We start from the raw sequence: 23223 nt of genomic DNA on the forward strand, positions 1-23223 counted from the left end.
GGCAGCGCTGGCGTTTGCTGGCCTTTCGGCTGTTCGCCGTTCGCGCCGACCGCCTGAACCACACGCCGACGCGCCACCTTTAAGCGCCGGCTCTCCCGGGGACGACCTCAGGGGAAGACGAATTATTGCGGGACGACCCGCTTCGCTGTGAGTTCCGCTTATGTTTGATACCTTACTGATTGCTAACCGCGGGGCGATTGCCTGCCGCATTCTGCGCACCCTGCGCGCCATGCAGGTGAAGGGCGTCGCCGTTTACGCCGAAGCCGACCTGAGCAGTCTGCACGTCCGCGAAGCGGATGAGGCGCTCAGCCTTGGCGAGGGGCCGGCAGCGCAAACCTATCTGATGGTAGAGAAGATCATTGCCGCCGCGCTGCAGAGCGGCGCCCGCGCTATCCATCCCGGTTACGGCTTTCTGTCGGAAAACGCCGCCTTCGCCGAAGCCTGTGAGGCGGCGGGACTGGCGTTTGTTGGCCCGACTCCGCAACAGCTGCGAACCTTCGGCCTGAAGCATACCGCCCGCGCCCTGGCGAAGGCGGAGGGCGTTCCGCTGCTGGAAGGCAGCGAACTGCTGGCCGACAGTGAGGAAGCCTGCCGGGCGGCTGAGGCGGTGGGCTACCCGGTGATGCTCAAGAGCACGGCGGGCGGCGGAGGGATTGGCATGCGCGTCTGCCGCGACGCCCGCGAACTGAGCGAGGCGTTTGCCACGGTACAGCGGTTGGGGCAAAACAACTTCAGCGACGCCGGGGTGTTTCTCGAAAAATATATCGAACGCGCCCGCCATCTGGAGGTGCAAATCTTCGGCGACGGGAAGGGGGAAGTTATCGCCCTCGGCGTGCGCGACTGCTCGCTGCAGCGACGTAACCAGAAAGTGATTGAAGAGACCCCGGCGCCAAATCTGCCGGACGGGATGGCGCAGGCGCTGTGTAGCGCGGCCATTGCCCTTGGAAAAGCAGTGAACTACCGCAGCGCCGGGACGGTGGAGTTTGTCTACGACAGCGCGGCGCAGCGTTTCTATTTCCTCGAGGTCAATACCCGACTGCAGGTGGAGCACGGCGTGACGGAGCAGGTGTGGGCCGTGGACCTGGTGCACTGGATGATCGCCCTGGCGGCAGGGGATTTACCGCCGCTGAGCGAGCTGGCCGCCGGGCTACAGCCCCGGGGCCATGCTATTCAGGCGCGAATTTACGCCGAAGATCCTGGCCGCCAGTTTCAGCCTTCTCCCGGACTGTTAACCGACGTCTGGTTTCCACCGGCGGACGGCGCCACCCTGCGCATCGATCGCTGGGTGGAGGCCGGGTGTGAGGTGCCGCCGTTTTTCGACCCGCTGTTGGCGAAAGCTATCGTCTGGCGCCCCAGCCGCGATGAGGCGATCGCCGGCCTGGCGCAGGCTCTGGCAGAGACCCGCCTGTACGGCGTCGAAACCAACCGCCAGTACCTGCAGCAGATCCTCAGCTTTGCGCCGTTTACTGCCGGAGAACCCTGGACTCGCTGTCTGGAGCAGTTGCGCTACCGGGCCGATACCGTGGAGGTTCTGAGCGCCGGCACCCAGACCAGCGTCCAGGACTACCCGGGACGTCTGGGGTACTGGGCGGTGGGTGTACCGCCCTCGGGACCGATGGATGACCGGGCGCTGCGCCTGGGCAACCGTCTGCTGGGCAATGCCGAGGGCGACGCTGCGCTGGAGATCACCCTTAGCGGACCCACCCTGAAATTTAATACCGCCGTACAGGCGGTGGTCTGCGGCGCGCCGCTGGCCGTAACGCTCGACGGCGTCGACCAGGAGATGGACTGCGTATTCACTATTCCGGCGGGTGCGACCCTCAGGCTGGGGGCGATAAGCGGGCCAGGGGTCAGAAGCTATCTCTGCCTGCGCGGCGGCATTCAGGTGCCGGATTATTTGGGCAGTAAAAGCACCTTTACCCTCGGTCAGTTTGGCGGCCACGGCGGACGGGCGCTGCGCGCCGGCGACGTGCTGCATCTTGCACCTCCGGCTGAGACCACGGAAAGCGCGGCGCTTCCTGCAGGGTTGCGCACTGAGCTTGCGGCAGTGCGAACGCTGCGGGTGATCTATGGTCCCCACGGCGCGCCGGAGTTCTTTGCCCCGGCGTATATGGCGACCTTTTTTGCCACCGACTGGGAGGTGCATTTTAACTCCAGCCGCACCGGCGTGCGCCTGATCGGGCCCAAGCCGGTCTGGGCCCGCGACAGCGGCGGCGAAGCCGGGCTGCATCCGTCGAATATTCATGACAACCCCTATGCCGTGGGGGCGGTGGATTTTACCGGCGATATGCCGGTGATCCTCGGGCCGGACGGCCCAAGCCTCGGGGGCTTCGTCTGCCCGGTGACGGTGATCGAAGCCGATCTCTGGCAACTGGGCCAGCTTAAGGCGGGGGATAAAGTGCGCTTTGTGGCGGTGGACGTCCCCACCGCCCGGCGACTGGCGGCAGGCCGTCGCGCGGAGCTGGCGACCCTGCAGGCGCAGGACGTTGCCTGGCAGCCTGTGCCGCTTACCTCGCCGGTGGTGATGACCTGCGGCGACGCTGACAAACGCCTGGTGGCGCGCCTCTCCGGCGATACCCATCTGCTGCTGGAGGCCGGTGAGGCGGAGCTGGATCTGGTGCTGCGCTTTCGCATCCATGCCCTGATGCAGGCCCTTGAGGAGCAAGCCCGGGAAGGGATCATTGATATCACGCCGGGGATCCGCTCCCTGCAGCTGCATTACCAGCCGGAAACGCTGGCGCTGGAGACCCTGCTGGCGTGGGTCCGCGAGGAGTGGGCCACGGTCTGCATGAGCGACGATCTGCAGGTGCCTACACGGGTGGTGCATCTACCGCTCTCCTGGGACGATCCCGCCTGCCGCAAGGCGATCGACAAATATATGACCACCGTCCGCCCGGACGCCCCCTGGTGCCCAAGCAACCTCGAGTTTATTCGCCGGATAAACGATCTCCCGGATGAGCAGGCGGTGTGGCAAACGGTGTTTGACGCCAGCTATCTGGTGATGGGGCTCGGCGATGTCTATCTCGGCGCACCGGTGGCTACCCCCCTTGATCCGCGCCATCGGCTGGTCACCACCAAATACAACCCGGCGCGAACCTGGACGGCGGAAAACTCGGTGGGCATCGGCGGAGCGTATCTGTGCGTTTACGGCATGGAAGGCCCGGGTGGCTATCAGTTTGTCGGCCGCACCCTGCAGATGTGGAGTCGCTATCACGAGGTGGCTGATTTTGCTGGCAAGCCCTGGCTGCTGCGCTTTTTCGACCAGCTGCGTTTCTATCCGGTCTCGGCGGAGGAACTGCTGGAGATTCGCCGCGATTTCCCGCTCGGACGCTACCCGCTGCGCATCGAGCACAGCACGCTGCGGCTGGCGGAGTACCAGCAGTTTCTCGCTCGCGAGGCGCAGAGCATTAGCGCATTTCGCGACCATCAGCAGCGGGCGTTTAACGACGAGCGCGAGCGCTGGATCGCCAGCGGCCAGGCTCATTTCGACAGTCAGGAGGGCGCGACAGAAGAGGCGGGCGATGCGCCGCTGCAGCCGGGGGAACAGGGGGTGGAAAGCCCGGTATCCGGCAATCTGTGGCAGGTGCAGACCGCGGTGGGCCGCCAGGTACGTGCCGGCGATGTGCTGGTGGTGCTTGAGTCGATGAAAATGGAGATCCCGCTGCTGGCGCCATGCGATGGCAGGGTTCAGCAGGTCAATGTGCAGCCAGGCAGCGCGGTGCGTGCCGGGCAGCGGGTGGCAGTGATTATTGAGGAGAAGGCATGATGCAGCAGACGTTTGATTTACGCCTGGCGACCCTGGCGGCGAACTATCGTATCGGCAACACCACCCCGCGCGCCCTGCTGGCGGCGATCCGCCAGCGGGCGGAAGCGCTGAATCCCGAGTTTAATCTGTTTATTCATCTCCTGAGCGAAGCGGAGCAGGCGCCGTTTCTGGCGGCGCTGGAAGGCCATTCGCCAGAGACGCTCCCGCTGTACGGGGTGCCGTTCGCGATCAAAGATAATATTGACCTTGCGGAGATCGTCACCACCGCTGCCTGTCCGGCGTTTGCTTACCGGCCGACGCAAAGCGCGACCATTGTCGCTCAGCTAATTGCCCTGGGGGCGGTGCCGGTGGGCAAAACCAATCTCGACCAGTTTGCCACCGGCCTGAACGGGACCCGTTCGCCGTATGGCCGCTGCCGCAACGCGTACCATCCCGCTTATCCCTCCGGCGGCTCCAGCGCCGGCTCCGCGCTGGCGGTAGCGCTGGGCGTGGCAAGCTTCGCGCTGGGGACCGACACCGCCGGCAGCGGTCGCGTCCCGGCCGGGCTGAATAACCTGGTGGGGCTGAAAGCGACGAAAGGGGTGATCTCTACCGCTGGAGTGGTACCTGCCTGCCGGACGCTGGACTGCGTGACCTTTTTCAGCGCCACCGCCGACGAGGCCAGCCAGCTGCTGGCGCTGGTTGCCCGATCCGATCAGCAGGATAGCTACAGCCGCCGCAATCCCCAGTGGAACAGCCGTCAGGCCTTCGGCAGGCCGTCCGCCGGGTTTCGCTTTGGCGTCCCGCGGGAGCTTAACTTCCTCGGCTGCCGCGTCAGCGAAGCGCTGTTCGCCCAGGCCGTGCAGCGGCTGACGGCGCTCGGCGGCGTGCCGGTAGCGATCGATTTCGCGCCATTTCTGGCCGCCGCCCGCCTGCTATATGACGGACCATGGGTTGCTGAACGCTATGCGGTGGCTGGCCCGCTGATTGAGCAGCAGCCGGATGCCGTGCTGCCGGTCATTCGCGATGTGCTGGCGAAAGCGCCTGATATCGACGCGACGGCGACTTTTAAGGCGATGTATCAGCTGCAGGGGTATAAAGCGCAGTGCGATGCCATTCTCGAGACGCTGGACTGCGTGCTGACGCCAACCGTTCCGCGCCCGGTAACGCTCGACGAGCTGGTGGCGGAGCCCATCGCCCGCAACGCCGACCTGGGCTACTACACCAACTTTATGAACCTGCTGGACTATGCGGCGGTGAGCGTGCCGTGCGGGTTTATGCCTGACGGATTGCCCTCCGGCGTCACGCTGTTTGGCCGGGCCTGTACCGATCAGTATTTGCTGAGCCTGGCCGACGCCTTCCAGCGCGCGGAGCGGCTACCGCTGGCTGGCGGCGCGCGGCTGGAAAGCCCGCCGCCTGCGCATCCCGCGGGTCATGATCGGATGGCTCTCGCGGTATGCGGCGCACATCTGTCCGGCCAGCCGCTGAACGGTCAATTGCTGGCGCGGGGCGGCAGGCTGCTGCAGGCGACCCACAGCGCGCCGCGCTATCGGTTGTATGTCCTTCCGGATGGCAAGCGCCCGGCGATGGTGCGTGACGAGCCAGAGGGGGACGCGATAGCCGTGGAAGTCTGGGAGATCCCCAGCGCCGAGGTGGGGTCGCTGCTGGCCGCCATCCCCGCGCCGCTGGGGCTGGGACAGATTGAGCTGGCCGACGGCCGCTGGGTGACAGGCTTTATTTGCGAAGCCGGAGGGCTGGGCGCGGCCACAGAGATCACCGCCTGGGGCGGCTGGCGTCAGTGGCTGGCCAGGTAAACCGGAAACCCTCTGCGGTAGCGCCGCAGAGGGAACCCTCGCTTATAACGGGCTGTTCTCATCGAGCAGGGTGACGCTCCAGACGCGGGCGTGCGTGTCATCGATGCGATAGTAGCTTTTCACGCTTGCCGTACCGCCGATGGCGTAGCCCACCAGAGCGACAATGTTGAGCTGATGCCCTTGCTTATCGGTAAACGCATAATACTCATCCAGCACATAACCGCTGGCGCTGGCCGCTGATTCCAGACGATCGTCCCTGGCTTTCAGGTCCGGGGTATAGTCGGCGATGGTTTTCCCCACATAGTTTTTGGCGACGTCCTGCTTTTCGTCATCGCTGACGATAAACGCCGCACTGGCAGGAAAGTGCTGAACCACCTCAGCCAGGGTTGGTTTCGGCGCAGCAGAGGGGAATAACGTATGATCGATGGTGTAGGCCTGTAGCCAGCAGGAGAATAACGCCGCTTCCGCCGCACGGCCATCCGGGTCGGAAAGCCCGGGCAGCGCATCGACGGTCTCTCCCGCTTTACGCAGCGCAATGAAATCGGCACAGGAAGAGACCCGTGCCTGATTCTGATCGCTCAACACCAGCGTCAGGGGAGACTGGTTAATCTCAAGCTCGCCCGCCGCCAGCACCGGCGTGCTCAACAATAACGTCACCGCCATACCGATAAAATATTTCATCACATAGCCTCCATGAATATCGTCGTATCCTGATCCGAGGTGACAGGGAAAGCAAGCGATGGATGACGTTTCTTCCGCACGTCCGGGCGATGGCTCATGCCGCCAGCTAGCAGGATCGCGCCTTGTCCACGCGCGGCCATCCGCGCAGAGACCGCTTTGATGGCGGCATACCCGGGTATTTATCGACACGGTATGCCAACAGCTGGCGTCATCCCCGCTGTGGCAGGGCGAGTTGAAGCGATAAGCAGGGGTTGCCGATGGCGCGGGGAAGCACAAGGCTTCGAAGTAGTACGGAACAATAAATTAATCTTCGGCCAGATAATGCCCCTGCTGACTTTCTTCGTGCAGTAAGAAGGTTCAAATCTCTCGAGTTAATAAAGAATAACAAATACTAAACATTCTTGTTGCAAAAATGGGAACGCTTCAGTAGCCTTGTCTCTTTCGGAGACAGGAAATGCTCGTCACTGATTCACTTCTTGCTTACACTCTCGCTGCCACGCTGCTTACCCTGACGCCAGGTCTGGATACTGCTCTTATCCTGCGCACGGCGACCGCGGAAGGGGGACGCAAAGCCTTGCATGCCGCGTTAGGCATCGATCTCGGGTGCTTTATCTGGGGCGCGCTGGTGGCCTTTGGTTTGGGCGCGCTACTGGCGGTTTCTGAACTGGCTTACACCTTATTGAAATGGTGCGGCGCGGGCTACCTTTGTTGGCTGGGCATCCAGCTGCTCCTGCGCCCACGCCAGCAATTTAACACCCACCCGACCGAATCCAATTCCACGAGTAACTGGTTCCTGCGCGGGATGTTGGGGAATGTGCTTAATCCCAAAATGGGCGTCTTCTACGTTTCGTTTTTACCTCAGTTTATCCCCGCCGGGCATTCACCCGTCAGTTGGACCTTTCTGCTGGTCACTATCCATGTATTGATTGGGACGCTGTGGTCGTTAACGCTGATTACCGCCACTCGCTATGCCGCGGGCATCCTGAAAAAACCGGCCGTGGTGAAATGGATGGACCGGACGACCGGCTGCCTGTTTCTGATATTCGCCGCGAAGCTGGCGATGAGCCGGCGGTAACCATGCAGGGGCTCGCGCCCCTGTGTCAGTTGCCTTCTCAGCGCATTGGTATCACTGGCTAACTTTTATAAAGCCATTTGGCCAGTCGTTATTTTTTGTCAGTTTATTGAGCAGAAGCATTAGCTCATAATCGTTGCGTAAGTTAAATTTACTCATGACCATATATTTATGCGCATAGACCGTTTTCTCACTGATCATAAGCTCATCGGCAATTTGCGTTACCGACATCCCCTCATATAAACAGATCATGATGCGGATTTGCTGCGGTGACAATTTGGTCGGCTGACAGTCAAAACATGACGCGGGTGACTGTCGATAATTTGTCTGCTGCAGCCGGTGCCAGGCCGTATGTACTGCTCTACGTAACTGTCTCACGGAATGCCGGCGAGAGATAAAGATAATATCCTGAAAGCAAGAGGGGAGCGCAGAGGCTCGCATATCATCATCAACAAAACCAATCACAATGCCTTTTTTTCGCTTCTGTAGTTCAGGGCAGCAAATAAAACATTCGCCTGGACATAATGCCAGCACAATGACGTCTGCTAGCTGAACGCTTTCTGACGTAAAGTTAAAATTGAAATCAACTGTAGTATTGTGTTGGGAAAAGAAATCACTAAAAAAAAAGGTCAGACCACATTGGAAGAGGGTATCCGACTCTTTTATTACAATATTAACCATTTACCATACCGAAACATATTTATTAAGCGCTCCTGCATTCGGGTAATGATAGACGCAGCACATTATTTCACCCTGTTAGCTTCCTGAAGGGGATGATGACTAACGCGCCTATGACCCTCTATAGCCAGCGCCCCATCAGTTGTATTGCATTGTTAAAACGACGACGGCGCGAATGGAACCTGGTGTCGGCCTTCCCGCCACGGAGGTCACCATGGCTTTCATCGGTATCGTCGCCGTTCTGTCTTCAGCTATATTTTGCGTGATGCTGGATCCGCTGCCCATCAACAGACCCGTTGTGGCATCAGACATCGCAATGGCCACGCGGGTTGCCGTGCCGCTGTTTTGGTAATAATTCACGCCCGCTTCCGGGTCAGGCGTTCCGCTAAAACGGGTCGTCACGCTCAGCGTGCCCGGCGGACAGCGGGTAAACAGGAGATGAAAAGTAACCGGATCGGAAGAAGACCCGGGGGTGAACATGTTTGTTGCTTGGATATTGCCAAGATCAACATTCATATTTTCACTACCACCGTTAAAGACGCAGGGCGCAGCGATAATACGCCCGGTGACTTTGATATCTACATTGTCTGCGGACATTGCAGGTAATACCATTGCGCATGCCATCAGCAAGATTAGTTTATTCATCTTCATTTAACAGCCTTTATTGATAGGTAAGACTCAGCGTTGCGGACGCATTTGCGATGCCGGTGGTTACCGTTGTATTGGTCTGATAATAGCGTGCGGTTAACGGGAACATCTCCCGGCCGCCATTGGTTCTCTTCAGAACAAGATTATTGCCAAGGATTAGAGGGGTATTGTTATAAACCAGCTGCACGCCAACCCCCTGTGCGACGCCTGCGCTTCCCTGACCGGTTAACGCCAGCACGGTATTATCACTGACGTCAGGATTCTGTGCGCCGGAGAGCATGACGTTAATATTGGCTCCGGCATCACAGTCCAGAATGAGATTCTGCGTTTTCTGCGCATTAGCGGGGGTTAATCCCACCGTAGAACCAAACTCAGTGACCAAAACGTCACCCAGTTCAAATACAATATTCGATGTTGTCACCGCACATGCCACCTGGGTAATAGATCCGGCCCCCGCATTCACGGGAATCTCAGGCGCTTGTTCTCCGCCGAGATATTGCATCGTAAAGGCGACAAACGATGCCAGTTGCCCCGTTACTGAGCCAGAGGTAATATCACCAATCTTCCAGAATTGTATAACTGGCTGATAATCGTGAATAACCAGTTCTCCAGGGTTTGATGACCAACTGGACATTGAAGCGTTACCGCGGTCAATATAATCGGTGCCGCTAAACGTCGACGCGCCTGCTTTGGAGTTCATGTAAAAGCCAAAAGAAATACCCACCCCAGGCACATTGGTTTGATAAACGCGCCGTACGTCGCGACATAGGGTAAAATAGCGCTTTTCATTCCTGAGCTTGACCCTTCATTGCCGGTGGTGACGCAGGTATAAGCATGTGCTAAGGAACCATATATCTCATTGCTTATTGCTTGCCCAACGGGAACATCGCGCTGAACAATAATATTGCCATAATCCACGGTATAGGGAGAGCCGATGTAAGTATAATCACAACAGAAGCCCGTCAATGGAAACAACAAAGCCAGCATTAATAATGCAGATCGGAAAAGTCGCATATCTATGCACCTGATTTAAAAATTTGGTTCAACGTTAACGGCAAACAGCATTATCGATAATCACATCGTTATTCTGCTTCGTCATGTTTATCGCGTAATAGACCCTGCAGGTGTTTGCGGATTGATTTCCCCATTTCACGATCAGGTTTACCTGGGGATCGAGCCCCGTCAAATACACCTGTCCGCTATCACCAACGATAAAGCTGCTTGGTTCTGCTCCTTCAATGCTGGCCATTGCGCCAAACGGCACTAACTGGCCGTTTCGCTGGGTCAAGGTCATCAACATGCGAACACCGACGCTTGCCCGATAGTTCGCCCTGACAATCGCGCCACGCGTAGGGACCACGGTTTTGACCGTTTGTTCTAACTCAACGTTAGCCGGTAATGTTTCAGTGATTAATGACACATCATTTTTGCGATAAGGCATTAAGTTAGAGGCAACCGTATATCCGCGATAATCGGTTGTCGCTCCAGTCATATTCTGGATGCCTACGCCGGCAGCCCCGGGGGCGGCAATCAGCACGTTGGTTTCGCCCAATGGTTGAGAGAACGTCACGCCATTGGCATGCGCAACCACGCCTCCCTGAATCCCATAGTTCAGACGATCGGTATTTTTGTCATAGCTGTACCCGGCGGTGATTTCACCATAGGTGCCGCGATAATCACCATTCATGTTGCCGGTATAGGCCACGTCGTGAGTGCCGTAACCCTGTTGAATATTCCAGTTGAGCGCATTATTCGGCAGAGCAACACCATTTAACCCAGCGCTGTGTGTCGTACCGTTATTCTTGCTGGCATTCATGCCATAGTTTGCCCATGTCTGCGGCAACAGTTTTTCCAGTGGAATACTGATATTCAGCGCCAGCATCTGGTTTTTATCGTCGCTCTGGGGTGCGCTGTACGTTCCCGCGCCCCCATTCTTACTCAGAGTCCAGGTCAGGCCATAACTAATACTGTGCCAGTAGTTGTTATACCCAACGCTCCATGATTCCATCGCCTTACCTGAGTTCCAGTAATCTTCACGTGCGGCGTTCAGCATCAACGATCCCAGACGGTCTCCCAGCCCCTGGCTCAGCGTCAGCTCAGCACGGTTGCGGCGTCGGTCCTGAAGCGCATGACTGTCACCGTAAGAATCCAGGACCTCTTGCATGCCATAGTAGCCGCTGGTCGAATAGCGGTAGCCGGCAATCGCGAAGTTGGTGCCCGTTGCGGCAAAATTTTTACTGTATCGAGCCCGCCATGATTGCCCCCTGGTTTTCGGCATATTTTGCGGCGTGGACCAGCCCTGGGTGATGTCGCTGGAGATAGCGCCAAAGTCACCCATGTTTTTACCGACGCCCGCGGCGAGCGACTGGTACTTACTCGACTCCTGCAATCCGCCGTAAAACGTAAAGCCGTAGGGCAAGCCGAGAATAACGCTCATCTGAGCAAAGGGCGTTTTGTCCACGCTGCCGTTGTACGAACGATATTGGCCGCCCGTTAACGCATATTTTATTCGGCCTTCACGCTGTAATACGGGAAGGGAGGCAAATGGCACGCTAAAGTGCTGCTCGCTGCCATCAGCCTCTTTAATAGTGACATCAAGATCGCCGGCGCCTCCGGTAGGATACATGTCCGTGATTTCAAAAGCGCCCGGTGCCACAAAGCTCTGGTATATCTGATAGCCATTCTGGCGAATTATCACCTGGGCATTAGTCCGGGCGATCCCACGCACCACTGGGGCATAGCCCTTGAGGGAGTCGGGCAGCATGTCATCATCGGAAGCAAGTTGTCCTCCCCGGAAAGGCATACTGTCGAACACATCTGCCGGGGCAGAGCTGTCACCCAGCGTGAGCTGAGACTTTAACGGGATTATCGTACGTTGAGCATAGGTATAAACCGTCTTCCACGCATCATGACCCTGTGAATCTCGCGACCAGGTGGTGTAGTTTCTTAACCGCCAGGGGCCAATGTTCAGACCAGGACGCAGGTTGGCATACTGATTATCGCTGGTGCTGCTGTTGTTATTTTTGGCCCAGTTATTCGCCCCACTCAGACTGTAGTTGAGCAGGGCGGCGTTAATGCCTTGATCCCAGCGATCCGGTGGCACCGATCCGCGCGCTTGCGCTGAAAGTGCCGCTTGCGGAATGCTCAATACCAGACGTTGCATGGCAAACTGGAAATCCGTACTAGCCTTGGGAATCGCGGACAGGTTCGCACAGGATGTTTCACCCTTTAACGCGGGAAAAAGGCCCGTCTTGACTCCCCAGCTTTCTAATTGCTCAATGGATAAACAGGGGACTAATTTATCATCACCGCCAGGCTCTTTCAGCAACACAAACCTGATATCGCGGGTATCGACTAACCGATCGTCCAGGATGACATCGACATGATAATTCCCGGGGGCTTGCGCGCCAGATTCAAAACCAGAAAGATCGACTTTTTCTGTCCCTGGATTATCCAGTTCAACCAGTTCTGGGTTAAAAAAATCGCGACTATAGCTATTTTGTGTATTACCGAAGAGCGCGATGGTTATCAATAATGCCAACCGTGGAGACCGTGCTTTTATATAATCCATTGCCATCATCATAAATCCCACTCAGTGTCTTTGCGCCGGTCTACAGACTGGCTTTGTGTTCTGCCCCGGGACTGCCATAATCATTAATAATTTTGAATGTCACTGGCCCGCCCGTTACGCCGGAGGGTAAATCGAACATCGCGGTACTGCCGGGTAATACATAACTGGCATCTGGTAATTTTTTACCTGATAGTGAAATCTCGTTAAAATTCATGACATGCTGAGTCGGATTGTTTACCTGTATCTTATTACCAACACGTTGCCAGCGTAGTTTATCGACCTGTTCTTCAGGGGAGGCGCCTTTCATCGCCGCCGGACGGTAGATAAGTTTAATTCTGGTTTTAATGGCAATTTGCAACGTATTGTCAACCTTAGCTGCGGAGGGGATGGCTTTTATATTAAGCCAAAACAAGCTCTCTTTATCCTGAGGTAAGGCTCCGGTGGCAACAATGCGCTCGACGTTTTGTTGGCCATTATTTAGTCGATATAGTGGTGGCGTAATGATAAAAGGCGCCTTTTCGCCACCCCCCCCAGGTGTTTCGATCCACGACTGGATAAGGTAAGGGGTTTTATCAGGGTTATTTATGCCAATCGAGGCTTCTTTTTTATTACCATCAAAAATGACGCGCGTACCACCAATAACGACACCGGCCTGAGCAACGGATACGCCAATACTCAATATCGTGATGGTAAGCAAGATACTGCCAAGAACATTCATTTTAGACCTCTGAAATATGGGGCCGTATCGACCCCATCAGCATTTCTTGAAAGAAAATTAGTTATATACAATGGAGAAGTTAGCAACAGAGTTGGCCGTACCCGGCGTTACTGATGCCGTGGTGGAGATATATTGCGCATAGAATTTCAGCGTATTGTCCTGGGTACTGCTAAGTATGTAGTTATAGCTGTTCTCACCGTGCAAAGGCAGGTCGACTTTATCGGCGGTCATCAGGTTAATCGCCACCCCTGACGCCGCACTGGAGGTTGATGTATCAATAGCCAGCAGGTTAGGGTTGGTCAGATCGGGGGTGCCATCAAAGCGTACTTTGGTCGAAGTCACCGTGGTTGGGCAGTTTTTAAGTACGATATTAAAATCCTTTGCAGCCGCTTTTGTGCCACTGCTCGGAAATTCAGTTTTATAAAAGTTACCGAGATTGACCTGCTGGTTTTGCGATGCCACATCGACTTCACAGGCAGTATCCAGAATATTGCCGACGAAATTCACGGTGCCAGCGGCAGCAAAAGCGTGAGACATAGACAGCGCTGCAGTTGCGGTCAAGGCAACTAAAACAAGACTTTTTTTCATTACTTTGTTTCCTTATTAACTTTGTTTGCCATTTATATTCAGGCAATAGGGTGCCGATGAGCGTTACACTCTTTTTGTACCAGTGCCTTAATTTTCACTGTGCAGCATGGCAGCCATAAATAATTACGGTAAGACCATGAACTGTTCTGCTGACTGGCTAAAATTTATCTAATCATTTTCTTAAACTCAAATGTTTTGTGGGTCTATAAGTAGACTCCCACTTAACGAATAAGCAACATTTCTTCTTTTTTATCATGCTTATTAAGGTCCGGTCTATTTTTAGACTCAAAGACCATGGGACACAAAATCAATAACTTAGAATGCATCTTTTGAGCGGTCTACTTTTAGACCCCAGGCCAATATTTCGCGGCTTCTTAATTTTTAAGATAATTCTTCGGTCGATCAATAAAGCGATCACAGTTGAGGAATTGAGGCTGCATATGAACACGCGCTTAACCACCCCGGAAAACCAAGATAAATCAATTACCCTGGAATTAAAGCCATTCCGGCACATCGAGACTCTGATAAAACATGTGTTGCCAGCAGCAGAAAGAGTAGTGATCGGCAGAGGTGAGGTCGTGCATTATTATAAAGATGATATCCGGCAATGTTTTTTACTATTGCAAGGTAGCGTCGCGCTGCACCGTCGCGGCGATGGCATTGTATTAAATTCTGAATCATCACCGTTTATTCTGGGCGTGAGTAGTCAGTTTTCCTCAGAGCATCTTTATGTGAGAGCGCTGGAGACGTCAGAGATCGCCCGGGTGTCACTGGATTGTTTTAATCACATCGTGGCGCAACTGGATCTATGGGAGCATTTTTCGAAACTCCTGATTTACACGGCCTCCCGGGTGTATGAACATTGCGCACAAATCTCGCAGATGTCGGCTTATGACATCATCCGCTTTCAGCTGGTTGAGCTTATGCAAGAGCCGGATGCGATACGGCAACAAATTACGGCTGCAACCTATATTAAAAGCCGAACCTATCTTTCACGGAGCGGGATTATGCGGATTCTGGCAGAGCTGCGAACCGGGAAGTACATCACGATGGAACGGGGTATACTCCTTGATATCAACCATCTGCCTCGAAAATACTGACGATGAGGATACCCGCAACAGGAAGCCAGGCTATAATCAGACAGGTCAATCTTAAGGTTATCGGTTATGTCCTCTTCAGCAAAACCTCACAAAGGTTCACCCTACGCGCAAGAGCTGATTTCTCACTTACAGCCATATTGCACGCCACGTAAAACTGAAAGAGGGGAGCAACTGGATTTCAAGGTGAATGGCCAGGGGATGTGTTACCTGATCCTTGAGGGAACCGTAGCGGTTTATCGCCGAAACGATAATATGATGCTGTCCACTGCGCGCAGTCCCGCCGTGTTTGGTCTTGCCAATCTGACGGATATTTACTTCGATGATTACATTAAAACTATCAACTCCTGCGTGATTGGCGAGATCTCCACCGCTCGTGTTCATGACATTATTAAAGAAAAGTCGTTATGGGGGCTGCTCTCAAAGCAACTGATGTTTGTGTATGGCCGACTTTACAACAATGTGATGCCGCAGGGCGCACCGACGGCGTACGAGATGATCCGCCAGCAGTTGCTCAATTTAATTGAAGAAGATGAGAGTTATCGCGCCGCAGTCACAGCGGAACTCTACATCCGCGAGAAAACCCATCTTTCTCGCAGCGGCGTCATGCGCATACTTGCAGATTTAAAAACGGGTGGTTTTATCGAAATGGAAGAGGGAAGACTCATTAAAATCCATAAGCTTCCCGCCAGGTACTAAATTCAGACCCCGTCAGACAAAAAAACGCCCCTCATCTCCATTTAGCGACCACACCAGGGTCAATGATAATTTTTAATGCCCAGGGCAGGGCGCGCCATGTTCTACCCAGTGGTGTGCCGATCGGGCGGGATCGTCCGCTTAGCCAGTTTTTTTTGCAAAATGATGATAATAATTGGGGATCCTGATGCGGAAATTGCACATAGCGCCAGCAACGTGTCCATATTCTGGAGCGCCATGCGATGGTCAGGTAACAGAAAAGCGGACAGGAAAAATGCGGCAGTCGTCATCAGATACATCATGGACGTCTGTAATGAAGAGAATCCCGCTCGTTGGTTGTTATCAGGAAACTGAATCGTAACCGCCGAAGATGAAACCAGACGACTGTAAGCTGCCCCGAGAAATAACGTCATAAACAGCGCCGGATGCGGATAGCCCAGGAAGGGTATCAGCAAGCTCAGAATAAAAACGAGGGTTGACCCGGTCGCCAAACTCAAGGCAGAAAAACGAGAGGTTAATGCCCCTGTCATTCTTGTAGACAGATACCCCGCCAGTCCCCCGCCGAAGAACAGCCAGGGCAGCAGGCCTTCAGAAGCCCCCAACAGCTGCGTCATTAACGGCGCCAGAACAGGAATGATCAGCATTGGACTAAACTGTACCAGCGCATTACCGGAAGCAAACAGTAAAGTATCAACATCGAGGGGCAGCGCGTAAGACGTGTCGAAAGTGACGGGGTCCTGAGGGATGACAGTGACGATGAATGGCAATGCCAACAAACAGAGCGTGCTGATTAACCACAACGCGACATGCCAACCGTAATGAGTACACAAAAATAATATAGCGGGCATCCCCACAACGCTTACCAGCGAAAATGACGCAATCACCGTCGCCAACATTTTTCCGCGCAAGTCAGCCGGCGTGTGGTTTATCAAAATACCGATCCCCACACCCATTGTCGTCCCTCCAACCAGCCCTGCGAAGAATCGCAAGGTAAGAAGAAGAGGAAAACGGGTTATGAATGTTGTCAACAGTGTCGCTATGGCTAGCAGCACCATATTAGCGATAAGAAAACGCTTCTTATTGCAACGGTCAACCCAGTAAAAGGCGATAATTCCCGACAGGACGGCTCCAGAGGTGTACATACCGGATACATAGCCTGAGAAGGAGACGGGAACAGCGAAATCCGCGGCCATAAATGTAAAAACAGGACTGAATATCATATATTCCAGCGCGTTAGTAAACTGCACAAAAGCGATGACCAGCGCTATCCGTATCAGCGCCTTTTGATTAAATGTTGTGGTGACCCGTGGCATAGCAAGCGACCTGTTGATGAAAGATAACCTAGCTTAACTACTATCAAACTTATCGATTAGATGGTAAAAATGGCACTCATTATTATCATATGTGGGATAGTTGATGCGGCCAGTTCTTGATTTTAATGCGCTGAAAGTCTTCATCGCTGTAGTTGAAAGAGACAGTTTTGTTGGGGCTTCGAAAGCCCTTGAAATGCCGGCATCAAATGTGAGCCGTTGCATTGCTCAGCTAGAAGACAAACTGAATCTTCAGCTTATTGAACGCAGTACCCGACATATGAAACTCACTCAGGCGGGGCATCTACTCTATACCCGGGCGAAGCCATTACTGGAAGCGCTTGAGCAAACTGAAACCGAATTAACGTTGCGGCAAATGCAATTCAAGGGGCCACTACGTATCTGTATTCCCAATGAAATCGGTCCTGCACTGCTGGGCGCTATTGTTGCCGATTTCGCCTGTCAGCATCCGGACCTGGAGATAAGTTGCGTCACCAATTTGTCTGGTTATGAATCCCTGCGCGATGATCTGGATCTCGCTGTCATTGTGAGTCGTGGTCAGATGGATGACAGTGACTACATAGCCCGTCATCTGGTGACCATCCCTTGCACCATCGTTGCGGCCCCCTCCGTTATCCAGCGTTATGGCACGCCTTCTCGTATACAGCAATTTGAAGAATTGCCCTGTATTACAACGGTAAATGCGCTTAAAGGCGCTCCCTGGCAGTTTGTGAATAAAAAGGGCGGATTCGAGACGATTAAAGTTAACGGTCGTTATCGGGTCAACAGCGGGGAGATGGCAGGGCGAGCGGCCATCTCAGGCGTCGGTTATGCCATCCTGTCGAAACAAGCCTGCCAGCCCTATATTGACGATGGCCGGTTAATCGAAATTGAATTTGAACAATCGGCGGCCCCCTTGCAATTGTTCGCCCTGTATTCCGATCGGCGTTATTTGCCGGCAAAAACAAGAGGGCTTATTGATTTCATGTATCAGAGATTGAGTCATGAATAAGAGGCCATCATCAGCGCACCTGGATGCGCTGTCCCGTTCAGCCGGCGCTCTTGCCGCTCATCACCTCGACTCAAGCACCATTGAATCACTCCTCGCCGATCGCCAAAAAGCGTCTGCTAAGGAGGCTGTCAGCTTATCTTTTTAGCCATTGCCCTGGCGATGGCCGGGGCGCTTTCTAGGGCAAGCTCAGGCCTTCAAGTCCAGAACGACATGGCTGAATGTTTGATAAGTTTTTTCATCGGGGGCAGGCGGAATTTTGGCGACTTTCAGCGCGGACATCACCTGCGCGCAGAATGGCCGATCGCCGCTCTCGACCGTCGGATCCTGCACTGTCCCGTCACGCTGTAGCGTAAAGCGCACCGAGCATTTTTGCCCTTGCCAGGAGGCCGGCTGGTCTATGTTAGCGAATATAGCCGCCTGGATCCGCGCCAGATAGCGTGAGGCATTGGCCTAGGGTGAAGTATCGGAACCCGTTTGATAATCGCGAAGTATCTTATCCACTTCAGCCGATATTTTAGCGTCTTCGGCGCTGGCCGGCGCAGAAGCACCACCCGAGCAGGCGGAAAGAAGTAAAGAGAGGGTGCAAACGAGCACAGCGTTGGTTTTCACGGACATGCTAAGCCTCCTTGCTGGTGGGGATACCGTCGTGTACGAGGCGGTTATCCTCTGTTATTCCGCGAAATTATTCAAACGCTGAATGCATGGCACGCGCTTTCAGTGACAGTGTCACTCATTTTTTACTTTCGTCGCGGGCGGTGATGCCATCCAGTCGCGAATAATGTCACCGTATAGCTGTTCTGCCTCCGCCAGTCGGCTGAGCAGGCAGTACTCGTCGGTTTGATGCGCCATCGACGGCTCGCCGGGGCCGAGAATAATACAGGGCGGAGCGCCCAATGCAGGCAGCAGCAGCGAGGCGTCGGTAAAGTAGGGCACCACGTGCGGCGCAATCGGCTCAGCGTGCAGCGGCTGACAGCGTTGGTAAACCTGCTTAATCCACGCGTGATCCTCCCGGCTGAGGACGGCGGGCAGGTCGACCAGCGTGGAGACGGTGACGCTTTCGCCAAGCAGCGTCGTCAAGCGCTCCCGGATAGTGGCGTGCTGTAAATTGGGCGCGCTGCGGATATCGACATCAAAACGCGTGCGGTCCGGTACGGAATTAATATTGAGTCCGCCTTCTATGCGTCCGACGTTGAGGGTGGGTTGCTTCATTAGCGGATGCGGCGCGCCTGGCGAAAAATGCTGAATCTTACCCAACGCATCCGCCGCAAGATAGATAGCATTGATCCCCAGCTCCGGCATCGCGCCGTGGGCGGTTTTCCCCCGCGTTTCGCAGCGCAGCCAGAGCGCGCCTTTATGGCCGATAACCGGATAGTTGGCGGTGGGTTCACCGACGATCAGCGCGCCCACCTCCGGCAACGTTGCGGAGGCGATCAGCGCCCGCGCGCCGTCGCAGCCGGTCTCTTCTCCGCCGGTTATCAGCAATACCGCGCCGCGTCCGGCGAGGATCGCTTCCCGCTGATGAACGCAGGCGACGGCAAACGCCGCTATCGCCGCTTTCATATCGCTGGATCCGCGGCCATAAAGACGCCCGTCTTCCATCTGCGAGCCAAAAGGATCGTACTGCCAGCGGGCATTTCCCAGCGGGACGGTATCCAGATGTCCGGTAAAGGCCAGCGGTTTACCGCTCTTCGCCCCGGGAAGGCTGGCGATAAGATTGCAGCGTCCCTCGCCGAACGACGACAGCGAAACCTCAAAACCGCTATCGTCAAGCCAGTCGGCGAAGAACCGCATGCAGTCAGCTTCGCTGCCCGGCGGGTTAATGGTGTTAAAGCCCAGCAGCTGCCGGGCGAGCTCAAGGGTCGTGGTCATCAGCAGCGTTCCGTCAGCCAGTCGAGGCAGTTAATCCATAGCTGGCGATAGCCGGGCCATTTGGCAAACTCTTCCGGCAGCCAGTGCGCCGACATGTCGCTGGTCCACACCAGCGAACGACCCTGCTGATATTCGCGAACAGCCAACAGCGGATGACCGGTACCGGCCACGCTCGCCAGCAGTTTGCCTTCCGGGTGCATTTCAACTTCGTTATAGCCCAGCAGCCACGGCCATTCGCCCGGAATATCGTTAAACAGGGGGTGAGACTCCGTCACTTCGGCATAGCAGCCTTCCGGGGTTTCAATGCGGTCGTCCCAGGCCAGGCAGCGTACCGGCAGCACTTTCTCCACCGCGGTATGGCGGTAGCGCGCGCCGCCGTTGATTCCCTGGAAGCTGTAATAGCCGCCGATCATCATCAGCGCCCCCCCGCCGGCCACGTAATCATGCAGGAGCGTTAAACGGTTGGCGGTTCGGCGGCTCTTCAGCCAGGTGTCCGGATGCAGCAGCAGCGTATTGGCGCCAATGTCCGAGAGAATAATCGCATCCCACTCCTGCAGCGCTTCCAGCATCAGCGGAAAGTCGGTCGCCGCCGCGTGGGCGGGCATATAGGTAATGGCATAGGGACTGTCGGCGAGCGCGGCCAGAAAGTCCGTTGCGCCGGTGTGCCAGGTGGCGGTGGCAAACTGGTCGAAGCCTTTAACGTGCGTTGACGTGCTGGTCCAGGACTCACCGACCAGTAAGATTTTTTTCTGCATGATGACGTTTCCTTTTATCCGCCAAAGACCCGCTGGGGGTTTCCAATCATTAAGGTTTCAAGTTGTTCGCCGCTGACGCCGTGGCGCCGCAGACGCGGAACAAAATGCTTGAGTATGTAGCCATAACCGTGGCCGCCGTAGCGGGTGAGCATGGTTTTCAGGAAGACGTCCTGCGACAGCAGAATTTGCTGGATGTAGCCGTCGTCAATCAGCTCGCGGATCGCGCGGGCGTTCTCCTCGTCGGAGGGCGACTGCGCCGACTCGTCGGCGTAGTAATAGCTCATGCCGATCATGTCGTATTCGAGAAACGCCCCGCGCTGTGCCAGTTCGCGCTGGTAGCGCTTATCGGCAAAGCTGGGATTCATATGGCACAGCACGGTATGGCGTAAATCGGCGCCTTCCTGCTCGAGAATATCCAGCACCCGATGGCCCAGCCGCTCCCAGCCGGGCAGATGGACCTCGATCGGCACGCCGGTCGCGGCGCTGGCCCGACCCGCAGCGCGCAGGGATTTCTCCTCATCCGGCGTAAAGCGGCTGGAGATACCGATTTCGCCGATGAGCCCGGCGAGCACCTCCGGTTTCTCCTCCGCGCCGCCAAGATCGTAAATCAGCCGTTCGGTCAGCTGTTCGACGCTGCTGATTTTTACCCACTCAGGGTGCGAAGCTTCCAGATAGAGCCCGGTACCCATAATGATGTTCAGACCGGTCAGACGCGCGATGCGCGCCAGCGCTTTCGGATCGCGGCCAATGCCGATATTGGTCGGGTCGACCACCGTTTCTCCGCCAAGGGCTCGATATTTAGTCAGCTCGTCAATCGCAACGTCGACATCAAACAGCTGACAGTTATCGCGGCTCATCAGCGGGTTAAGCGACAGTTCGCCAAGGTTTTCCATTTTCACCGGCATTTCGGCAAGATGGCGATCGCTGCAGCAGCAGGGTGGCACCCATTTGCCGGAGGCATCCAGCAGAATATGCTCATGCATCAGAGTAACGCCCATTTCGTTAATCGGTAGTGGGCCAAGCACAGTCATTACATAACCGCTGCTGACGCCAACCGGCAGCGGGGAGGGATGGCGAAAAATTGATCCTTTCATCAGCTATCCTTTTGCCGCGGAGCGCGTCGGGTTGAGAATGCGGGTGTTCAGCCAGATAGCCAGCAGGATAATGGTGCCGGTGGCTATCTGGGTGTAAAACGGCGAAATATGCGACAGGATCAGCCCGTTCTGAATGACCGCAATCGACAGCGCGCCCAGCAGCGTGCCAATAATAGTCCCGAAGCCGCCAAACAGACTGGTGCTGCCTAGCACAACGGCAGCAATGACCTGCAGTTCAAAGCCTTCGCCTTGGTTGGAAGAGCCGCTGCCGAGGCGTGCGGTAATGATCATCCCCGCCAGCGCGGCGGCCATTCCGCTGATGATATAGACCTTCATGGTCACCGCTTTGGTGTTAATGCCGCTGCGCCGCGCGCCTTCGGCGTTGGCGCCGATAGCGGTCACGTAGCGGCCAAAGCGCATATGGTTGAGAACGATATGCCCGATCACCAGTATCATCATGCCGATCAGCGCGGGCATGGGGATACCAACTACCCACGCGCGTCCGATAAAGGTAAACAGGCTGTCAGCCGGTACCGGAATCGAGTAGCCCTGGGTGACCAGCAGCGCGATGCCGCGAACTACGGCCAGGGTGGCGAGCGTGACGATGAACGCCGGAATGCCTTCATAGGCAATAAAGAAGCCGTTGATGGCGCCAACGAATCCGCCGAGCAGCAGGCCGCCGAGGAGTACCACCGGCCACGGCAGCCCCCAGTTATTCAGAGCGATAGCGGAGAGTGCGCCGACCAGCGCCAGGGTGGAGCCTACCGACAGATCGATACCGCCGGTGGTAATGACCAGAGTCATAGCCGTCGCGACGATCAGCAGTGGGGCGCTCTGACGGATAATGTTGAGCCAGTTGGTGCCGGTGAGAAAGTTGCTGGTGATCAGCGAAAACACCACACAGCAGAAGACGAAAAAGAGCGCGATGCTGACCACGCCTGAGTGGTTATGCAGCAGGCGGCGCGGCAGCGAATGCTGGATCATGCGGGAGCTGCTTAAGTTCATGATACTCATCCTGTTACCTTAATGTGCTGCCGCAGAGCGGGCGGTGAATTTTTCGCCCACAATCAGGTTAACGATATCGCTCAGGCTGGTGTCGGACACCCGTCTGTCGGCGACGTTCGTACCCTCATACATCACCATGATCCGGTCGCAGACCAGGAACAGGTCCTGCAGGCGGTGGGTAATCAGAATCACGCTCACCCCGCGAGCGGAAACGCGGCGAATGAGCTCCAGAACCGCTTCAACTTCCGCGACGGCCAGCGCGGCGGTGGGTTCATCCATAATCAGCACTTTCGGGTCAAAGGCCGCGGCGCGGGCGATGGCTATAGCCTGGCGCTGGCCGCCGGAGAGATTTCGCACCAGCAGGTGAGTATCCGGAATGGAGATCCCGAGCCCTTTAAGCATCTCTCTGGCATCGGCGTGCATTTTGGCCTCGTCGAGAAAGGGGATGCCGAGGACCGATTTCATCGGCTCACGGCCCATAAACAGATTGCCCGCGACGTCGACCGTGTCGCAGAGCGACAGATCCTGGTAGACCATCTCGATATGGCAACGGCGCGAATCGGCCGGATTCGTAAACTGTTGCTGTTCACCGTCGATACGAATCGTGCCGCTGGAGGGGATCACCGCGCCAGAGAGCACTTTGGTCAGGGTGGATTTCCCCGCACCGTTATCGCCCACTAAGCCCAGCACTTCGCCCGGGGCCAGCTCAAGGTTGACTCCGCGCAATGAGCGTATCGACCCGTAGGTCTTGGTGATATTGATCATCTCTACCCTTGGCGGGGTAGTTTGTGGCTGCTGCATCTGATAACTCCCATCGCTGTGGCCGGGAAAATGTTCGCCATCCTGCGGGAGGGACTCTATCCGACACGG

General features: G+C 55.8%; 18 protein-coding genes and 2 pseudogenes. 6 read left to right on the forward strand and 14 right to left on the reverse strand.

What is annotated here, in order from left to right; translation table 11 throughout:
- Positions 1-160: 160 nt before the first annotated feature.
- Both uca and atzF read left to right on the forward strand, forming a co-directional pair.
- A complete protein-coding gene (gene uca, locus GT756_RS10650; protein WP_108450427.1) occupies positions 161-3766 on the forward strand; it encodes an urea carboxylase in 3606 nt (1201 codons plus the stop codon).
- Positions 3763-5559, forward strand: coding sequence for an allophanate hydrolase (gene atzF / locus GT756_RS10655; protein WP_160124762.1), 1797 nt, complete (start codon positions 3763-3765; stop codon positions 5557-5559). The genes uca and atzF overlap by 4 nt, the downstream gene beginning before the upstream one ends.
- Positions 5560-5601: 42 nt before the next feature.
- Here the strand turns inward: atzF and GT756_RS10660 are convergent, their stop codons facing one another.
- Positions 5602-6240 (reverse strand): hypothetical protein, encoded by a 639-nt coding sequence (locus GT756_RS10660; protein ID WP_012968198.1) that lies wholly within the window; start codon positions 6238-6240, stop codon positions 5602-5604.
- Positions 6241-6694: 454 nt separating this feature from the next.
- On the opposite strand from GT756_RS10660, the gene GT756_RS10665 reads away from it, so the two are divergent.
- A complete protein-coding gene (locus GT756_RS10665) occupies positions 6695-7315 on the forward strand; it encodes a LysE family translocator (RefSeq protein ID WP_064189632.1) in 621 nt (206 codons plus the stop codon).
- 51 nt (positions 7316-7366) lie between these two features.
- Here GT756_RS10665 and GT756_RS10670 read toward each other — a convergent pair whose 3' ends face one another.
- The 6 genes and pseudogenes from GT756_RS10670 to GT756_RS10695 form a co-directional block, all read right to left on the reverse strand.
- The gene (locus GT756_RS10670) at positions 7367-7993 is read right to left on the reverse strand and encodes a helix-turn-helix transcriptional regulator (protein ID WP_032456064.1); all 627 of its coding nucleotides are present in this window, start codon (positions 7991-7993) and stop codon (positions 7367-7369) included.
- 135 nt (positions 7994-8128) lie between these two features.
- Positions 8129-8641, reverse strand: a complete 513-nt coding sequence (locus GT756_RS10675) for a fimbrial protein (protein WP_032456063.1) — start codon at positions 8639-8641, stop codon at positions 8129-8131.
- Positions 8642-8651: 10 nt separating this feature from the next.
- Positions 8652-9652: pseudogene (locus GT756_RS10680) on the reverse strand (fimbrial protein).
- Positions 9653-9686: 34 nt separating this feature from the next.
- Positions 9687-12221 carry a fimbria/pilus outer membrane usher protein gene (locus GT756_RS10685; protein ID WP_135729940.1) on the reverse strand — a complete coding sequence of 845 codons (2535 nt, stop codon included), beginning with the start codon at positions 12219-12221 and terminating at the stop codon, positions 9687-9689.
- Between the two features lie 28 nt (positions 12222-12249).
- A complete protein-coding gene (locus tag GT756_RS10690; protein WP_160124763.1) occupies positions 12250-12927 on the reverse strand; it encodes a molecular chaperone in 678 nt (225 codons plus the stop codon).
- A gap of 57 nt (positions 12928-12984) precedes the next feature.
- Positions 12985-13515 carry a fimbrial protein gene (locus GT756_RS10695; RefSeq protein ID WP_064183388.1) on the reverse strand — a complete coding sequence of 177 codons (531 nt, stop codon included), beginning with the start codon at positions 13513-13515 and terminating at the stop codon, positions 12985-12987.
- 440 nt (positions 13516-13955) lie between these two features.
- Between GT756_RS10695 and GT756_RS10700 the strand changes: the two genes are divergently transcribed.
- On the forward strand, positions 13956-14615 hold the full coding sequence (locus GT756_RS10700; RefSeq protein ID WP_049092266.1) for a winged helix-turn-helix transcriptional regulator: 660 nt from the start codon (positions 13956-13958) through the stop codon (positions 14613-14615).
- 66 nt (positions 14616-14681) lie between these two features.
- On the forward strand, positions 14682-15311 hold the full coding sequence (locus tag GT756_RS10705; RefSeq protein ID WP_049092259.1) for a helix-turn-helix domain-containing protein: 630 nt from the start codon (positions 14682-14684) through the stop codon (positions 15309-15311).
- Between the two features lie 101 nt (positions 15312-15412).
- Here GT756_RS10705 and GT756_RS10710 read toward each other — a convergent pair whose 3' ends face one another.
- Positions 15413-16621: an MFS transporter gene (locus tag GT756_RS10710; protein WP_049092258.1), complete on the reverse strand. Its 1209-nt coding sequence runs from the start codon at positions 16619-16621 to the stop codon at positions 15413-15415.
- Positions 16622-16724: 103 nt separating this feature from the next.
- On the opposite strand from GT756_RS10710, the gene GT756_RS10715 reads away from it, so the two are divergent.
- On the forward strand, positions 16725-17630 hold the full coding sequence (locus tag GT756_RS10715) for a LysR family transcriptional regulator (protein ID WP_049092257.1): 906 nt from the start codon (positions 16725-16727) through the stop codon (positions 17628-17630).
- Positions 17631-17816: 186 nt separating this feature from the next.
- Here GT756_RS10715 and GT756_RS10720 read toward each other — a convergent pair.
- The 6 genes and pseudogenes from GT756_RS10720 to GT756_RS10745 all read right to left on the reverse strand — a co-directional run bounded on the left by GT756_RS10720 (position 17817) and on the right by GT756_RS10745 (position 23118).
- Positions 17817-18245: pseudogene (locus GT756_RS10720) on the reverse strand (cell envelope integrity TolA C-terminal domain-containing protein).
- Positions 18246-18356: 111 nt separating this feature from the next.
- Complete coding sequence (locus GT756_RS10725; RefSeq protein WP_160124764.1) at positions 18357-19499, reverse strand: M20 family metallopeptidase; 1143 nt, start codon at positions 19497-19499, stop codon at positions 18357-18359.
- Positions 19499-20254, reverse strand: a complete 756-nt coding sequence (locus GT756_RS10730; protein ID WP_160124765.1) for a glutamine amidotransferase — start codon at positions 20252-20254, stop codon at positions 19499-19501. The genes GT756_RS10725 and GT756_RS10730 overlap by 1 nt, the downstream gene beginning before the upstream one ends.
- Positions 20255-20268: 14 nt before the next feature.
- A complete protein-coding gene (locus GT756_RS10735) occupies positions 20269-21348 on the reverse strand; it encodes a phosphotriesterase (RefSeq protein WP_032417129.1) in 1080 nt (359 codons plus the stop codon).
- A gap of 3 nt (positions 21349-21351) precedes the next feature.
- Positions 21352-22353: an ABC transporter permease gene (locus GT756_RS10740; protein WP_016161045.1), complete on the reverse strand. Its 1002-nt coding sequence runs from the start codon at positions 22351-22353 to the stop codon at positions 21352-21354.
- A gap of 18 nt (positions 22354-22371) precedes the next feature.
- Positions 22372-23118 (reverse strand): ATP-binding cassette domain-containing protein, encoded by a 747-nt coding sequence (locus GT756_RS10745; protein ID WP_074186512.1) that lies wholly within the window; start codon positions 23116-23118, stop codon positions 22372-22374.
- Positions 23119-23223 lie beyond the last annotated feature (105 nt).

Source organism: Klebsiella sp. Q2 (assembly GCF_009900705.1).
GTDB lineage: Bacteria > Pseudomonadota > Gammaproteobacteria > Enterobacterales > Enterobacteriaceae > Klebsiella > Klebsiella quasipneumoniae.

Excerpts from the sequence above, each read along its gene's own strand:
- GT756_RS10745 (WP_074186512.1), bottom strand. The coding sequence starts at position 23,118 with ATGATCAATATCACCAAGACCTACGGGTCGATACGCTCATTGCGCGGA.
- GT756_RS10675 (WP_032456063.1), bottom strand. The coding sequence starts at position 8,641 with ATGAAGATGAATAAACTAATCTTGCTGATGGCATGCGCAATGGTATTA.
- GT756_RS10690 (WP_160124763.1), bottom strand. The coding sequence starts at position 12,927 with ATGAATGTTCTTGGCAGTATCTTGCTTACCATCACGATATTGAGTATT.
- GT756_RS10685 (WP_135729940.1), bottom strand. The coding sequence starts at position 12,221 with ATGATGATGGCAATGGATTATATAAAAGCACGGTCTCCACGGTTGGCA.
- GT756_RS10670 (WP_032456064.1), bottom strand. The coding sequence starts at position 7,993 with ATGGTTAATATTGTAATAAAAGAGTCGGATACCCTCTTCCAATGTGGT.
- GT756_RS10700 (WP_049092266.1), top strand. The coding sequence starts at position 13,956 with ATGAACACGCGCTTAACCACCCCGGAAAACCAAGATAAATCAATTACC.
- GT756_RS10695 (WP_064183388.1), bottom strand. The coding sequence starts at position 13,515 with ATGAAAAAAAGTCTTGTTTTAGTTGCCTTGACCGCAACTGCAGCGCTG.
- GT756_RS10665 (WP_064189632.1), top strand. The coding sequence starts at position 6,695 with ATGCTCGTCACTGATTCACTTCTTGCTTACACTCTCGCTGCCACGCTG.
- atzF (WP_160124762.1), top strand. The coding sequence starts at position 3,763 with ATGATGCAGCAGACGTTTGATTTACGCCTGGCGACCCTGGCGGCGAAC.
- GT756_RS10740 (WP_016161045.1), bottom strand. The coding sequence starts at position 22,353 with ATGAACTTAAGCAGCTCCCGCATGATCCAGCATTCGCTGCCGCGCCGC.
- GT756_RS10730 (WP_160124765.1), bottom strand. The coding sequence starts at position 20,254 with ATGCAGAAAAAAATCTTACTGGTCGGTGAGTCCTGGACCAGCACGTCA.
- GT756_RS10660 (WP_012968198.1), bottom strand. The coding sequence starts at position 6,240 with ATGAAATATTTTATCGGTATGGCGGTGACGTTATTGTTGAGCACGCCG.
- GT756_RS10725 (WP_160124764.1), bottom strand. The coding sequence starts at position 19,499 with ATGACCACGACCCTTGAGCTCGCCCGGCAGCTGCTGGGCTTTAACACC.
- GT756_RS10710 (WP_049092258.1), bottom strand. The coding sequence starts at position 16,621 with ATGCCACGGGTCACCACAACATTTAATCAAAAGGCGCTGATACGGATA.
- GT756_RS10735 (WP_032417129.1), bottom strand. The coding sequence starts at position 21,348 with ATGAAAGGATCAATTTTTCGCCATCCCTCCCCGCTGCCGGTTGGCGTC.
- GT756_RS10705 (WP_049092259.1), top strand. The coding sequence starts at position 14,682 with ATGTCCTCTTCAGCAAAACCTCACAAAGGTTCACCCTACGCGCAAGAG.
- GT756_RS10715 (WP_049092257.1), top strand. The coding sequence starts at position 16,725 with ATGCGGCCAGTTCTTGATTTTAATGCGCTGAAAGTCTTCATCGCTGTA.
- uca (WP_108450427.1), top strand. The coding sequence starts at position 161 with ATGTTTGATACCTTACTGATTGCTAACCGCGGGGCGATTGCCTGCCGC.